This window comes from Microcoleus sp. Pol11C3, assembly GCF_036701485.1.
Taxonomy (GTDB): Bacteria; Cyanobacteriota; Cyanobacteriia; order Cyanobacteriales; family Microcoleaceae; genus Microcoleus.
This window is the reverse complement of the sequence record NZ_JAUBQW010000054.1, coordinates 1-14,549: the sequence shown is the minus strand read 5'-3', so window position 1 is coordinate 14,549 and position 14,549 is coordinate 1. Positions and strand designations below refer to the sequence as shown.

The following is a 14,549-nucleotide window of genomic DNA, read 5'->3' as shown; positions in this document are numbered from 1 at the left end:
GCCCTCAATCTTCCAAAACCTCAACTAAATCTTCCATAGTCACATCGAAGGCGCGGGCGATTTTGTAGACAGCAGACAGATCGACTGTGTTCAAAGCATCCCGCCTCCCGTAGCTTTTTACCGTGTTGTAATTGACTCCCGATCGATCGGCAACTTCTTTAAACGTCCAACCTCTCTTCTCAGCTAATTCTCGAATCCGCAGTCTCACGTAGCCCATTTTTTTGCTTGACTTCGGTGCATATATACCGGATAATATCTATGTACACTAAAAACGATCGCCCTCTCAGCCTAGAAAACTTAAGGGCGATCGCTTTTTCTACCACACCCCGCTTTTGGCGGGGAAGGATTACCCTATGATACCAACATCAAAGCCAAAATTAAACTCTCATCCCTGGTGTATCGTGCGGCAATTGCCAAATATGCAGCGATTGGTTGTGGCAAGGTTCCACCGCCGAGGCGATGCTGAGGGATATCTCCAGATTTTACGGCGGTTGTTGCCGGTGGCTAAACACGCGATCGTTTTTGATACGACAGGGGCCGAGAAATTGCCAGAAGTTCGATCGGCTGAATTAGAGCGAATGTTGTAATCGATCAATGGGGGCGAGCTCCTTTTTTGTTTTAACTGAAAAACCGATAGATAGAAAAGAAAACTCGTCCTTTTCCGACAAAAAGTAAGTAGGTCACTCTAATTAAATGTAAAACGTTCTTCTGTTAGATAGCGGACTTCTTAAAGGAGTCGGGTATGTGAGTATTCTATTTTTTTTAGGTGGGCTTATTTAGCTTTAAATGCTTAAGAATCTCCATGCAGCTAACAATTAGCGATTAGCAACTAAGAACATAAGCTTTTTTTATATTGACGGCGCGCAATTTATTAACTATAATTACCATGCCAAAAATAACAAAAATCTTACGGCTAACAGTTTTTCTCAAATAACCGTTAAACTATTCTAACGTTTGCGCGTACCCAACCTCGCAGGCAAAACCTATATCTGTTAAGGATTCGTCCTGATTCACAGGAGCAAGATTTTAAAATATGCATCTCAGCGAACTGACTCACCCAAACCAATTACACGGCCTCTCGATTCATCAACTCGAACAAATTGCCCGACAAATTCGAGAAAAGCATTTAGAAACAGTAGCCGCTAGCGGCGGCCACCTCGGCCCAGGATTGGGTGTAGTCGAACTGACCTTAGCACTCTACCAAACACTCGACCTCGATCGCGACAAAGTTACCTGGGATGTCGGCCACCAAGCTTATCCTCACAAATTGATCACCGGCCGCTACAACCAATTCCACACCCTACGCCAAAAAGACGGCGTTGCAGGCTATCTCAAGCGCTGCGAGAGCAAATTTGACCACTTCGGTGCAGGTCACGCTTCTACAAGCATTTCCGCAGCATTAGGAATGGCGATGGCGCGCGACCTCAAAGGCGAAAACTTTAAAACAGTAGCAGTCATCGGCGACGGTGCATTGACTGGCGGCATGGCACTCGAAGCAATCAACCACGCCGGCCATATGCCGAAAACCAATCTGATGGTAGTGCTCAACGACAACGAGATGTCAATCTCGCCCAATGTCGGTGCAATTACCCGCTATTTGAACAAGATGCGACTCTCGCAACCGGTGCAATTTCTCAAAGATAACTTAGAGGAACAATTCAAACACATTCCCTTTGTCGGCGAAACTTTTACCCCAGAAATGGAACGCCTCAAAGAAAGCATGAAACGCTTGGCAGTTTCCAAAGTAGGAGCCGTAATTGAAGAATTAGGCTTTACTTACATGGGCCCGGTAGACGGACACAATTTGGCAGAATTAATTGCCACTTTCAAACAGGGTCATACCATTCAAGGCCCGGTGTTGGTTCACGTTGTGACGGTGAAGGGCAAAGGATATGCGATCGCCGAAAAAGACCAAGTAGGATATCACGCCCAAAATCCCTTTAACTTAGCCACCGGCAAAGGCATTCCCTCCACTAAACCCAAGCCTCCAGCTTACTCGAAAGTATTTGCCCACGCTCTAGTCAAGCTAGCAGAAGATAATCCCAAAATTGTCGGCATTACCGCTGCAATGGCAACCGGAACAGGCCTGGATAAACTTCATGAAAAACTGCCTAAACAGTACATTGATGTCGGAATTGCCGAACAGCACGCCGTGACGTTATCCGCTGGTTTAGCCTGCGAAGGAATGCGCCCGGTTGTGGCAATTTACTCGACATTTGTGCAGCGGGGATACGACCAAATAATTCACGATGTCTGCATCCAAAATTTGCCAGTTTTCTTCTGTTTGGATCGAGCCGGCATTGTCGGTGCTGACGGCCCAACTCACCAAGGAATGTACGACATTGCCTTCTTGCGGTGCCTGCCAAATATGGTAGTTATGGCACCAAAAGATGAGGCAGAATTGCAGCGGATGATAGTCACAGGAATCAACCACACCAGCGGGCCGATCACCATGCGTTACCCGCGCGGCAACGGTTACGGCGTGCCTCTGATGGAAGAAGGTTGGGAAGAATTGCCGATCGGCAAAGCCGAAATTCTCCGCAACGGCGACGATTTGCTGATACTAGGTTACGGTTCAATGGTGTATCCGGCAATGCAAACCGCCGAGATTCTGAGCGAACACGGCATTGAAGCAACGGTGATCAATGCGCGTTTTGTCAAGCCGTTAGATACCGAATTAATCTTGCCCTTAGCACAGCGAATCGGGCGAGTGGTCACTTTAGAAGAAGGCTGTTTGATGGGCGGTTTCGGTTCAGCAGTAGCCGAATCTTTGATGGACAATAATGTTCTCGTGCCGCTGATGCGGCTGGGCGTACCGGATACATTAGTAGATCATGCAACGCCAGAGCAATCATTTGCCAGTTTAGGGTTAACTCCACCGCAAATGGTCGATCGCATCTTAGCAACATTCAGCCGCAAACAGTCTCCTGTTAGCGTGTAAATAGCTAGAATTGTAGGGTGCGCCTAGCGCACCTTACCCTTCGAGATCCGATCTATGACAGTGAAAGAGCAGCATGATTGAAGGAAAATTTGAGGATAAGGGAGAAAAAACAATGACTAACGTGAAACCAAATCGTACCGTGCTACGGGGAAGATTGTTCCCCGAAATTCAGTGGTCAGAAGAAAAAAAAGCCCAGTGGCGCGCTGAAAGAGCGGCATTTCGCAAGCGTTGCAAAGTAATTTTCGAGCGCCTTAAACCAGAATTAATTGACACTCACTACAACTGGTACATGGCGGTTGAACCTGATAGTGGGGAATATTTTATCGACAAGGATGATATGGCGGCTACCAAAATGTGTCGCCAGAAACACCCAAATGCTATCCCCTACCTTTTCCGAATCAACTATACAGGGGCGTGCGGCTCAATATGATTGAAGGAAGATTTGGTGATGAGGACGAGCTATTTTTTGAAGTTGAGTTGATTGCTGATAACGGCTTACAATTACCTGTTGATGCTCTGCTAGATACAGGTTTTTCTGGCTGGTTAGCAATTGATAGTCAGGATTTAGAAGGACTTGGTTGGATTTATATTCAGCGCGAAAAAATGAGGACAGCTAAGGGAGAATTTTATTTCGATCTTTATGCAGGAAAAGTACGTATAGATGAGCAAGAGTTTGACATTCCCGTTCATGTGGGTGACGGAGTACCGGAAATTTTAATCTGCCGCCAGTGGCTAAAAAATCGGCGGTTAATAGTTGATATGTCGGCGGGTATTTTGACATTGCAAGCGAATTAAAAGCAAAATGAATTTAAAAAGTTTTGACATAGTAATAGTAGGAGCCGGCCCAGCAGGCGGTCACTGTGCGAGAATCCTAGCTAAATCCGGCCACAAAGTCTTGCTGGCAGAGCAAAACGACAATTTTAATAAAAATGACTTTTCCAGCGCCGCCACGCCTCTAGAAACCCTCTTTCAATTCGATTTGCCCGAATCGGTCATCGGCAGTTTTTGGCATAAACTTACTATCGAAACTAGCAAAGTCAGTCAAACTTGGGAGTCTCCCGAAAGCTTGGGAGTTGTTCTCAACTTTGCTAAATTTAGAGCATTTCTAGCCAGCGAAGTTGAGCGATTTGGTGCTGAAGTTTGGCTGGGTTATCGCTACACGGGACATTCACAAACCAAGGGCGAAACAACAGTAGAATTTAAACAGTTATCCGACGGTCAAGTTATCAAAGTTAGCACCAAAGTATTGGTTGATGCTACTGGCTTTGCTAGGGCGGTTATGTACGAAAAAGAGAATGATAAGCCAGCTTTTTTGTCGGGAACCGGAATTGAATATTTAATTGAAGTAGAGCCTGAAGTTTACAATAAATACAGCGGTGATTTAATCTTTTTTTTGGGCGATAAATGGATGCCGAAGGGTTATTCCTGGATATTCCCAATGGAACAAAACAGGCTGAAAGTTGGTGCGGGGCGCATTTTTTTAGATCCGAAAACGGTGAGGCATTTGTCACCGCTCAAAAAATATATTGATTTACTGATTGATGAATATCTGAAGTCTAAAAATTATAAAATTATTGACAAACACGGTTCGACGCTGAAGTACAGCTCTGGTTTGAAGGATATTTATTACAAGGATAATAATATAATTGCGATCGGCGATACTGTCTCGACAGTAAATTTTTTGGGTGGCGAAGGAATTAGACACGGGATGGAGGGTGCCCAAATCGCCGGGAAATATATTCAAAGGTATTTGGAGGGGAAAATCTCAGATTTTCGGGATTATGAGACGGAAATGCACCGCAAGTTTGATAAGAAATGGAATATTTCGGAAAGGTTGGCAGTGAGAAAATATATCGATGATGTTAATGATGAACTGACAGATAAAATGATTTCTTATTTAAAGTATATGAAAACTGAAGATGTTATGGATATTTTATTTTATTATAAGTTTGAGAAGATTTCCAGAGGGCTAGGCGGTTATTTGCAGCGGAAAATCAAGGGATTGATTAAGCGATTTTACTTGTAAGGTGCGTCTGTTGAGTAGAGGGAAAAGTCTCGCTGCCTGACTCACCCTACAAACCTAATTGCCATAAAAAATTTTCTGCTGTAACTTGAATGCGCGGCAGCGACAGTAAAGCATCGTCAAAACTGCTAAAACTTGACCTATATGATACACCAAAAGTATACCCACTCGCCCCAATTAAATGCCCTACAATTGGATCAAAATCCCCGTAAGGATAGGCAAAACATTTAACAGATTTCTCTAATCCCCCTTCCAAGATAGCACGGGATTTCGCCCCCTCCCGCACAATTTCTGTCGGCGACAATGCAGTAAGAGGTTGATGAGTAGCAGACATAGAACCGAATTCAATCCCTGCATCCCGCAGTTGCAAAATTTCGGGCCATCCCATTAACTGCACTTCTTCAAATTCGGCTTTTTCCCAACTATTTGTCTTTCCTATCGACTCCGCTACAAGAAAAACAGTTGCTGTAAAATGAAAGCGTTTTAGCAGAGGCCAAGCATATTGAAAAAAGTCGAGATAGCCACCGTCAAAAGTCATCAATACAGCTTTACCGGGTAAAGGAGTTTTGTCCCGTTTCGCAGTTAGCCAATTTTCCCAACTCGCACTATAATAACCACGATCTTTGAGATACTGCAACTGTTGTTCCAAAACCTGCGGAGTAACGGCGTCTAAACTGTTAGGACAAATGCGGCGGTAGGCGAGAATCGGCAGCCTGTGTGTAACGCCATGATTGCCAAAAACTTGAGGTTTCACCGAGTGAGAAACTTCTCTATACGGCGATTTTAGCCCAATGATTTCCGGTGCGTAAAATACTTGCTTAGGAAACTCGTTTTTTGGGGGAATTTGCATTGTAGGTTCCCCCGCGATTGCCGCTGCTGACTCGATTTGTGGCAGCGCGGAGGCCGGGAGTGCGGCCCGGCGGCTGACACTCGTCCCGATCGCACCCGATCGCCTGCCGAACATCACCGCATTTGGCGGGTAAATGCCCCCAGCACCCGGTGCATTCAACGAGTCTGGCAAATCCGATCTTTGTTGAGCAGCAGAGGCTAGGCGCGATCGCAGCGATTGCTTGCCGTTGAGCGGTTTTCCCAGCAAAGCTTCTCGCACGGTGGCGACGCACAACTCAAAACCGCTATTTCGAGTAATTGTCGATCGCAATTTTTGAGCCGAAACAAAATTATTTTCCACCGCAACGGTGACAATCCCGACAGCAACGCCGCCTACATTCACCAGCACGTCTATTTCAGAAAGCTCAACTTTTATATTAGCAAATTCCTCGCTAATTTCTAATACAATCAAATCCTTTTCGATGGTAATTGTTGGGACTTTCTCAGCTATTTCAGGATTATAGAAATCCTCCAAATGCCAATGCGGACGCCCCCATAATTCTTGCAGAAATAGCGCCCAGTCATGTTTAGGGTGCAATGGTTCCAGCAAAGTTTCCCACAATTTATTGCCTTTTTCGCAGCGATTGCGTTGAAAGAAGCGATCGATAATTTGCCAAGCAAACTGCGCTGCAACCGCATCCGCCAACACCGAACCGCCAACCATTCCATCACACACTGGCAATTCAACAATACCGAGTTTAATTCCTTCTAGTTTGATCGTACAGCACAGGCGATCGCATATTGGTAAAGCGTAAATATCCGAAATTGGTTCGCTCACTTCCACCGCCACTTTCCAGGCAATTTCACCCTTGATGGGCTTAATCTTATCTAAAATATATCGGATTTCCTGGCTTTTTAAGACTTTATGATATTTGTGAACATTATTAGTTTTAACCTCTCTCTCAATCCCTTGATGCCAAGGTAAATTTAAACTGAGACGAGCAGCTTTTTCTTGATAAAAGTCCAGCATTCTCTCATCATATTCAATTTCCATAAAATGACAAATTTCTGCTAATTTTTTGACTTTATTATCTAGAATTTCCTCATACTTGACTAATATGTGATTAGATTTTTTAGCATATTTGTGGCTAATTAACGTCGCCTCCTTCCAGCGATGGATACAGTGGTTTAAATCCCAACCAGGCCCCCACAAATCATGAGAACTCCTAGTAGCCTCATGCAGAGAAGCTATTGTATCCATACCGTTTCTCAAAATATGTATGAATTTCGCATCCGGTAAAAATCGCTCTATGTCATCAATAAAATATATGTGTTCCGGCGTTTTTTCCAACCAAATACTTTTGTTTTGTTCCGCAGCCAAACCATCCAAAACACCGACAAACCAACTAACTTTATTTCCCACAGTTTGACTATCATCAAAACCTTGCAAAATTTCAGGGCGATTAATCTCATCCTTAAAAAAGGCTTCCATCCTACCAGCAAACTTTCCCACAAACTTCTTGTACAGTAAATAGTGAAAAAACTTAGATTCAGGAAAAGAAATAACTTCAGGATGAGCGGCTAATAAACTTTGAAGCATCGTTGTGCCGCTTCTGGGAGAGCCTATTAAAAATATCCGTTTCATTTTTATACCTGATAAATTATTTGTGGATGAGATTTTTTTAATCAACCGCAGAGAGCGCAGAGAGTCCAGAGGAAGAGAAGAAAGAGGTATGATTCATGTTCCTCTCTGGGATCTCTGCGGTTAAAAACTTTTTTCTTAGCTCCAACTAAAATCTTCATGTAACAAATCCGAAAGTTCCTGATTGTAAGGTTGGAAATAATTTATTAAGTTTTGTTCTATTTCTGGCGGCATTTGGCTGTATTGATCGATATGATTTATTTCATATTCTTTAATTGCACTGGCACTAATATCCAAAAAATTCAATACTTCCGAAAATACTTTGTCGGTATTTGCGTAAAAATCTTCGCTCTTGATAATTAGCAACTGTTCCCTCGGAAAATAGTCGAGCCAATTTTTGATTTGTTCTACATAAATTCCTCGCGACAAATAGGAATAATGCTGGTGATTAAAACTGTAATAATTTTCCTCAGCTTGGATTCTTTCAATCTCACCTTTGAGTCTATCAGGTTCAGAAGCAATCGCCTTTTCAAAATCCAACTTTTCGCAGCCGCTCGCCACTTCTAAATGATAGTGCATCCATGCTCGTTTTACCGGGTTGCCCAGCATCACAATCAGCTTAACATCCGGGAAACACTTATAAACCCGCTCGGCTACTAACGGATGATAAATATAGTAACCTGCCATCTCCCACAGCAACACCTTTTCACCAGTTAAACTGCGAGTCAACTGTTTGCTGTACCAATCAACACCACGCTCAAAATTCAAATCAAAAAAGTTAATATCCCGGGAACCTTCTTTAATAATTTGTAAGTGATGCGCCAGATATCCGTATAGAGATTCAGTGCCGCAGTTTTGAGCGCCAACAATTAAAAAATCAGGTTTTTGGTTATTTTCTAACTGATTCACAATCTTGGCGTAGCCGGGATTATTTTTATCCAAATCGTGAGTTGGAGAGGCTAGTTCGGGTAAATCCAGAAGCGGTATTTTGCCCTCAAATTCCCAACGGTACGGCGGACAAAGAATCGTTTTTTGGTTGACAGTCGATCGCACGAATAGCGGATAAATCTGCCAATGATAATCGTAGGCGTAAGCCAAAGTTTCCTCGTAAACCCCAGCATTCACGTAATACTGACCGCTTCCTAAATCCAGCCTGTCTATTTGCAGCAGAATTTTGCCTTTCCCTTTCACCAGTGGCAGCAGTCTGCCCATTTGATTAGTATTAGTTTCAAAACAACTTTGACCATCATCCCTGCTGATTGTCACGGCAAAAATAGCAGCAGAAATTTCTTGCAACACCGAATAATTAATTTCAATGCTAATAGCATCACCGCTATCTATTTCCGCATTGGGCAACACTTTTACATCGGTAATTTCTACTTCCAAAGAACCGAAGCGATTCTGATTACCTCGCAGTGGCGAGCCGCTACTTGTAGCTTCAGCAGCACGCAGGGGACTGTTATTTTCTGTGGACGATCGCATTTCTGACAAATACTGACCGACTACCACTTCTGGTTCGCCATAAGCCACGATTTCACCTGATTTAAGCCACAAAGCCCGATCGCACATTTTCTGAATTTGCGACGCGGTGTGAGAAATCAAAACAATCGCACATCCTTGATTCTTGAACTCAGTTATCTTATTCAAACATTTAGATTGAAAAGCCACATCACCAACCGACAAATGTTCATCAACTAACAGCACTTGGGGATCAGTATGCACCGCCACCGAAAAAGCTAGGCGCATTTTCATCCCCGTACTGTAAGTCCGCATCGGGCTGTCAATAAACTGTTTTAACTCTGCAAATTCCACAATATCGTCAAACCTGCGCGCCACTTCCCGGCGAGTCAAACCGGCCACCACCGCACCTACAAACACGTTTTCTCTGCCCGTTAGATCCGTGTGAAAACTCGCACCCAAATCCAACAAGCCACCAATTCTGCCGTTAACTTTAATAGATCCTTCCTCAGCCCGGCAAATACCGCCCACCAGTTGCAGCAGCGTTGATTTTCCCGCGCCATTCTTACCAAGAATTCCCAGCATTTCGCCAGGAGAAACAGTAAAATTTATATTCCGCAGCGCCCAAAAACTTGCCTCCGGCTTCAGCTTGCGCCAACCCGACAAAGCGGCTTCCATAATCGTAATAGGTTTCGCGGTAGAGTAGCGCTTAAAACGCTTACCTAAACCCTTGACAATAATTGCTTCACGCATTTACACTTCCTCCACAAAATGAGCGCTTTGCCGTCTAAAAATTCCCAGTCCGATGGGTAAAAGAGCCGCCACAGCCAAGCTCAAAATTAACAGAGCAGACCAATCCGGCTGCATACCTTTAAGAAGTATGGCGCGGTAAGCTTCAATCAGGGGCACCATTGGATTTAAGTAATAAAAAATCTTAAATTTTTCCGGGACGCTGCTGATGTCGTAGAAAATCGGAGTCAGGTAAAACAGCATCTGCAAAACTACTCCCAAAGTGTGCTGAGTGTCGCGGAAAGTGACATTCAAAGCGGCAAGGGGATAAGCAAAACTAACTGTCAGGAAAAACTGAATAATCATCAGCAGCGGCAACAACAAGAGCACTGCATTCAGAGGAGCGCCATCAATTGCCAGAAAGATAATTAACACGGGCAAAGCTAACACAAAGTGAATTAGCCCAGTCATCGTCGTGACTACCGGCAAAATTGCCGGGGGGAAATTTGGCTGCCTGATTAGTGGCTTATGATTGGTAATTAATGCCGTTGATTTAAATAATACCGTTTGAGACCAATTCCAGATTAACAAGCCGCTGAAAGCAAAGGAAGAAAATTTTGGAATATTAAGGGGTACGACAGAGCGAAACAAAAAGGAAAATACAGCCAACTGTAACAGCGGACTGATTAAAGTCCAAGCAATCCCCAAGGTCGATCGCTTGTAAAGTAATTTCATATCGCGATCGACCAACACCCGCAGTAAATCGAACCAATGAGCAATTTTGCGCCGATAAACCAGCGTTCCCGCATTTTTCACCGCACACCTCCGGCACATACCAGCGGTTGAACCCCAAGAACACCAGCCAAACACTGGGCTTGCAAGTGCGCTTCCTTGTAAGCAAAAGGACTTTGCAGAACTCCCAGCAACTCACTCACTACCAATTTGCAGGTCAACCAGCCAGGCATCATCAAGCGACGCAGCAGCAACCTGTTCAGCCACCGAAACCCAGCAAAATCCAAAATTTCCAGGCGCGGCACAGTGCGATCGCGCGTGCAGATGAGAACGCTCATTGACGGCAGGTGGCGATCCGCCACTGCTTCCGAAACAGCGCCGAACTGCTCTCCTAAAGTCGATCGCACGAACTCTTTGCCTAACTGATCCACAATTGTTTGTCGCACTCGATCAATCACAATTGTTTGTTCCCAGGGACTGTTACTAACATAAGCCCAGCCCAGAGGTTGTCCCCGGTAGCGAAATAAAAGGCGAAATCCTTGATATTTTCCGAGTTCCCGAATTGGATGAATCTGTTCGGCACACTCAATTGCCATCACTTTTTTGGTCATAAGTTTCTCCTAAAAATAGTGCAGCGGGAACTAGAGAGAAAAGTTCTGAGTTTTGAGTTGCAATTTCCCCATTTTCCAATTTCCCCACTTTTGAGGTTGGAGTTTTGAGTTTCAAGTCGCCGACATACTTATTAATTGCTAATTCGCAAATTTTAAAAGCAACTAAAGGCTTTTCTTCGATCCTTTCAGCCTTGGGGGGCATACCGTTAACCCCGATTGCCCGAGCCAGGGGTTCAGCAAAGTGAAGCGCCAGAATTGAGCGCAAGTGAGCGCCCCGCAGCGGTTCCGCGCCCGCTTGCGGAAAAATGTGGCCTACTTTCACTTGACCATAATACAGGTAAACCCCAGCCGGTCGTTCCGCGTCGAGCAGGCTTTCAGCAGCTTCCCAACCTTGCTGCAAATCGATGTTAATTTCATGTCCGCCCAAATCACCACGGGCCGGGGCTCCTTGTATAAAACTAGAAATTGCCGCTCTACTTTTCAACTCATCGATAACACCCCGCAAATACCAATAACCGCGCAATTTTTCCCGCAACCACCGCCAAGTTCCCCGCATCCGCAAGCTTTCGAGTAAATCAAGAGATTGCCTCAGTCCCAGGGCCAGCAAATCCACAGCAGCCGGGCACAAAAACGTGACCGCCACGAGAATTTTATCTACCAGCGAGTAAGCAGTTTCGTAGGCTGCTATCGGCAGTACCGGTATAAGTTCCGGGTGTCGGTGGCCGATCAAAACATTCGATCGCCCTTCCTGACGAAATCGGCGGAAAGAGCGATCGAGATTATTGGTTTCGTGTTCGTAATGATAGCCCACAGCTTCAGCAGCCACAACAAAAGGTACGTCAGCTTTCAGTAAACGCACCCCAAACTCGTAGTCTTCCCCGCCGCAGTTCCCGAAAGCCGAATCAAAGCCATCGAGACGAGCAAACAGTTCTGCATCTAAAGAAAGGTTGCCGCTAACCAAATCTAGATAAGTAAATCGATGACCAGGCTGACTCATCTGATAAAACTTGTCTTCCCACCACGCTCGCACTTCCACCTCGAACAATTTAGTTCCTCCATGCAACTTAGGCGGATAGGAGCCCATGACAGCAGATCCCGGACGCTCTCGGTGAGCCCGCGCGTGGCTTTCCACCAAAGGCGGCAGCGCTTCGATATCGTCGTCGAGAAACAGCAGCAATTGTCCGGTAGCCGAAGCCGCTCCCGTATTTCGGGCGATGGAAGCACTCCGGCAATTTACCTCGATCACCTGCACTTTAAACGGAGCTTTGTACTCTTGTAGGATTGCCAAAGTATCGTCAATGCAGCTATCTGCCACTACAATAACCTCGATCAGGTCGATCGGATAAGTCTGCGAGTGCAAAGCATCCAAAGCCCGCCGCAGCGAAGCACTGCGATTGTGAGTGGGAATAATTACGCTAACAATCAAATTTTCCATATTTAGATTACCCAAATTAATTTCATCTGCATTTCATCTGCGTTCATCTGCGGTTAAAAATAATCTCAAACTCCCTATTCATTGCTCCTCTTAATTTCTTGCAACCACTTGCGAGAAGCAAAATAAGCCATCGGCCCACTGACACAGCCCCGCAGTTGAGCCAACAGCAAATCGCTCGGAATCGACTCGGGTTGCTTTCGCAAAGAAGCAAATAATTCAGGAATTTGCTTGGAATGCAGCCATCCCCAAGCTAACCGCAGCACACTGAATTCTTTGTTGATTACCAACATCCGCGTCCAGAAAGCATAGACTCCGATGCCGTAGCCTTGGAGCGTTTTTCGTAATTCTTCCCAACTGCGCCGATGGCGGTGCCAGCTCAAGGCTCTCGGCTCGTATACGATGCAGTAGCCCGCGCGCAAAATGCGGGCAAAGAGTTCACAGTCTTCGCCGCCGACAGTGGGCGTTCCCGCGCCTAAAGTCTCGTCAAACAAGCCGATACAGTCGATCGCGCTTTTCCGGACAGCCATACTGGCCGAAACTCCCACAGGAGCGACAAGCAGCGGGTTGCAGTGCGCCCCGTCAAAAATTCGGCGCTCAAAGCCCCGCCCGTGGGGGCTGTAGCGCTCGAACCATTCTTGCGCTTCGGTTTCTAATTCCAAGGGCATCACCAGCCCCGTGACGCACATCACTCGCGGATCGCTAAAATTCCACAAGAGCGATCGCAGCCAGTTTGGATCGGGAACCGCATCGTCATCTGTAAACGCTACGAATTCGTGTTTAGCTTCGCGTAAAGCTCGGTTGCGGGCAGCGCTGGAACCCGGTAAGTCTTCGCGAACATAGCGGACTTTTGGGTAATTTTTGACCAGTTCCTTGGTAGCGTCCGTGGCGGGACAATTGTCAATTACTAAGTATTCCTGACCGTCGTCTGGGAGCTGCATAAACGCTTCAAGAGTGCGCCGCAAATCTTCCGGGCGATCGCGCGTGCAAACCGCTACTGTGGCGATCGGCATTGCCTGCACGGGCCCGCGTTCGTCCCATGCGAGGGAATCGTAGAGCGAATTTTTCCAAAGGTTCTCCCCCGCAGCATTCATCAGTGTTTCCCGTAATTGAGATCCCTCAATGCTACCTCCGACTACCGAAAGTAGAGCTTTGCCGATCGGTTTTCCGTGCAGTCGAATTAAAACCAAGGCTTTGCTGTAACGCTCCTCAACCGTAATTTCGGGCGGGAGTTTGGAGATTTCCAGGTCAAGAATAGCTGTTGCCATGAGTTATGCCATCTTAGATTTGAGATTTGAGATTTGAGATTTTGAAAAACTCCTAGATAATCCGTATTTCCCCGGATGTATTTTAGCCAAAATTGTTTTATGGTATCGCCATTTATTAATGCTCTACTTGCCGCTTGCCGCTTGCAAATCCAACATAAAGCCTCCTTTTTGTTATTGCTGTTATTTATATTTTAACTGTCGATGGCCGGCTGATGTCAAGTTTTTTTCGTACATAATATTTGTCGTCAAAAACGAGCGCTCGTTGAGGCTAGTGTCCATTGCCAGTGGTATAGGCAGCCGTTGCGCTAGCAAGCCTTGCCATTAATTCCACATCTAATAACCCGATTTTTTGAGAAAACCGGGTTTGTGCGATCGCTCCTCATTCCAGCTTTAATTGCGATCGGACACTATTCTCTACAACATACGAAACAATTAAAAAGTCTCGTAATTCAAACTGGTGCGAGTATTATTTTTATAGGAATCCCCAGCCAGTTGTGATAATATAAAGGCAGCCAATGAAATACTATTTTTTGAAAACAATGCCCCCTACTAAGGAGAAAGACACCAAAAAAAATAATATCTTCTGGGGTATTGTAGATACTGTATTGACCTGTCAAGCGGTAGCGATCGCATAATAAGTAGTGCATTTGGCTTTTAGAATTCTAAAATCCAAAAATCCCAATGCACCAACTTCCCATATCATTGCACCAATCACCTACATTTTGACCTTTCCACGACCCAATAATCGCTCGCTCATTGCTGTGAGTAACGGGTTGTAACGCATGGGTGCATCTCACTTTGGCAAATAATCAAATTGAAAGTTGACCGTTGAGATAAGCACAGCGAAGAGCAAGGATAGAGGAAACGTTCTCAATATTCCATTGC

Annotated in this window: 12 protein-coding genes; 5 read left to right on the top strand and 7 right to left on the bottom strand. The window is 45.3% G+C overall.

From position 1 onward, the window contains the following. Nucleotides 1-4: 4 nt before the first annotated feature. Nucleotides 5-217, bottom strand: a complete 213-nt coding sequence (locus QUA40_RS14210) for a helix-turn-helix transcriptional regulator (protein WP_333126775.1) — start codon at nucleotides 215-217, stop codon at nucleotides 5-7. Nucleotides 218-353: 136 nt separating this feature from the next. Between QUA40_RS14210 and QUA40_RS14205 the strand changes: the two genes are divergently transcribed. The 5 genes from QUA40_RS14205 (at nucleotide 354) to QUA40_RS14185 (ending at nucleotide 4,967) form a co-directional block, all read left to right on the top strand. Beyond that, nucleotides 354-587 carry a hypothetical protein gene (locus QUA40_RS14205; RefSeq protein WP_333126773.1) on the top strand — a complete coding sequence of 78 codons (234 nt, stop codon included), beginning with the start codon at nucleotides 354-356 and terminating at the stop codon, nucleotides 585-587. A 446-nt stretch (nucleotides 588-1,033) separates the two neighbouring features. Beyond that, nucleotides 1,034-2,941 carry a 1-deoxy-D-xylulose-5-phosphate synthase gene (gene dxs / locus QUA40_RS14200; RefSeq protein WP_333126771.1) on the top strand — a complete coding sequence of 636 codons (1,908 nt, stop codon included), beginning with the start codon at nucleotides 1,034-1,036 and terminating at the stop codon, nucleotides 2,939-2,941. A gap of 112 nt (nucleotides 2,942-3,053) precedes the next feature. After that, entirely contained in the window at nucleotides 3,054-3,371 is a 318-nt protein-coding gene (locus QUA40_RS14195; RefSeq protein WP_333126768.1) for a hypothetical protein, read from the top strand. Further along, nucleotides 3,368-3,736, top strand: coding sequence for an aspartyl protease (locus tag QUA40_RS14190; protein ID WP_333126765.1), 369 nt, complete (start codon nucleotides 3,368-3,370; stop codon nucleotides 3,734-3,736). Before QUA40_RS14195 ends, QUA40_RS14190 begins: the two co-directional genes overlap by 4 nt. A gap of 7 nt (nucleotides 3,737-3,743) precedes the next feature. Continuing rightward, nucleotides 3,744-4,967: an NAD(P)/FAD-dependent oxidoreductase gene (locus tag QUA40_RS14185; RefSeq protein WP_333126763.1), complete on the top strand. Its 1,224-nt coding sequence runs from the start codon at nucleotides 3,744-3,746 to the stop codon at nucleotides 4,965-4,967. A 46-nt stretch (nucleotides 4,968-5,013) separates the two neighbouring features. On the opposite strand, the gene QUA40_RS14180 is transcribed toward QUA40_RS14185, so the two are convergent. The 6 genes from QUA40_RS14180 to QUA40_RS14155 form a co-directional block, all read right to left on the bottom strand. After that, nucleotides 5,014-7,437, bottom strand: a complete 2,424-nt coding sequence (locus QUA40_RS14180) for a sulfotransferase (RefSeq protein WP_333126761.1) — start codon at nucleotides 7,435-7,437, stop codon at nucleotides 5,014-5,016. 135 nt (nucleotides 7,438-7,572) lie between these two features. Then, nucleotides 7,573-9,645: an ATP-binding cassette domain-containing protein gene (locus QUA40_RS14175; RefSeq protein ID WP_333126759.1), complete on the bottom strand. Its 2,073-nt coding sequence runs from the start codon at nucleotides 9,643-9,645 to the stop codon at nucleotides 7,573-7,575. After that, a complete protein-coding gene (locus QUA40_RS14170) occupies nucleotides 9,646-10,437 on the bottom strand; it encodes an ABC transporter permease (RefSeq protein WP_333126756.1) in 792 nt (263 codons plus the stop codon). After that, entirely contained in the window at nucleotides 10,434-10,964 is a 531-nt protein-coding gene (locus QUA40_RS14165) for a hypothetical protein (protein WP_333126753.1), read from the bottom strand. Before QUA40_RS14165 ends, QUA40_RS14170 begins: the two co-directional genes overlap by 4 nt. Then, complete coding sequence (locus QUA40_RS14160) at nucleotides 10,939-12,399, bottom strand: glycosyltransferase (protein ID WP_333126750.1); 1,461 nt, start codon at nucleotides 12,397-12,399, stop codon at nucleotides 10,939-10,941. The genes QUA40_RS14165 and QUA40_RS14160 overlap by 26 nt, the downstream gene beginning before the upstream one ends. A 74-nt stretch (nucleotides 12,400-12,473) precedes the next feature. Then, nucleotides 12,474-13,664, bottom strand: a complete 1,191-nt coding sequence (locus tag QUA40_RS14155) for a glycosyltransferase (protein WP_333126747.1) — start codon at nucleotides 13,662-13,664, stop codon at nucleotides 12,474-12,476. Nucleotides 13,665-14,549: the final 885 nt, after the last annotated feature.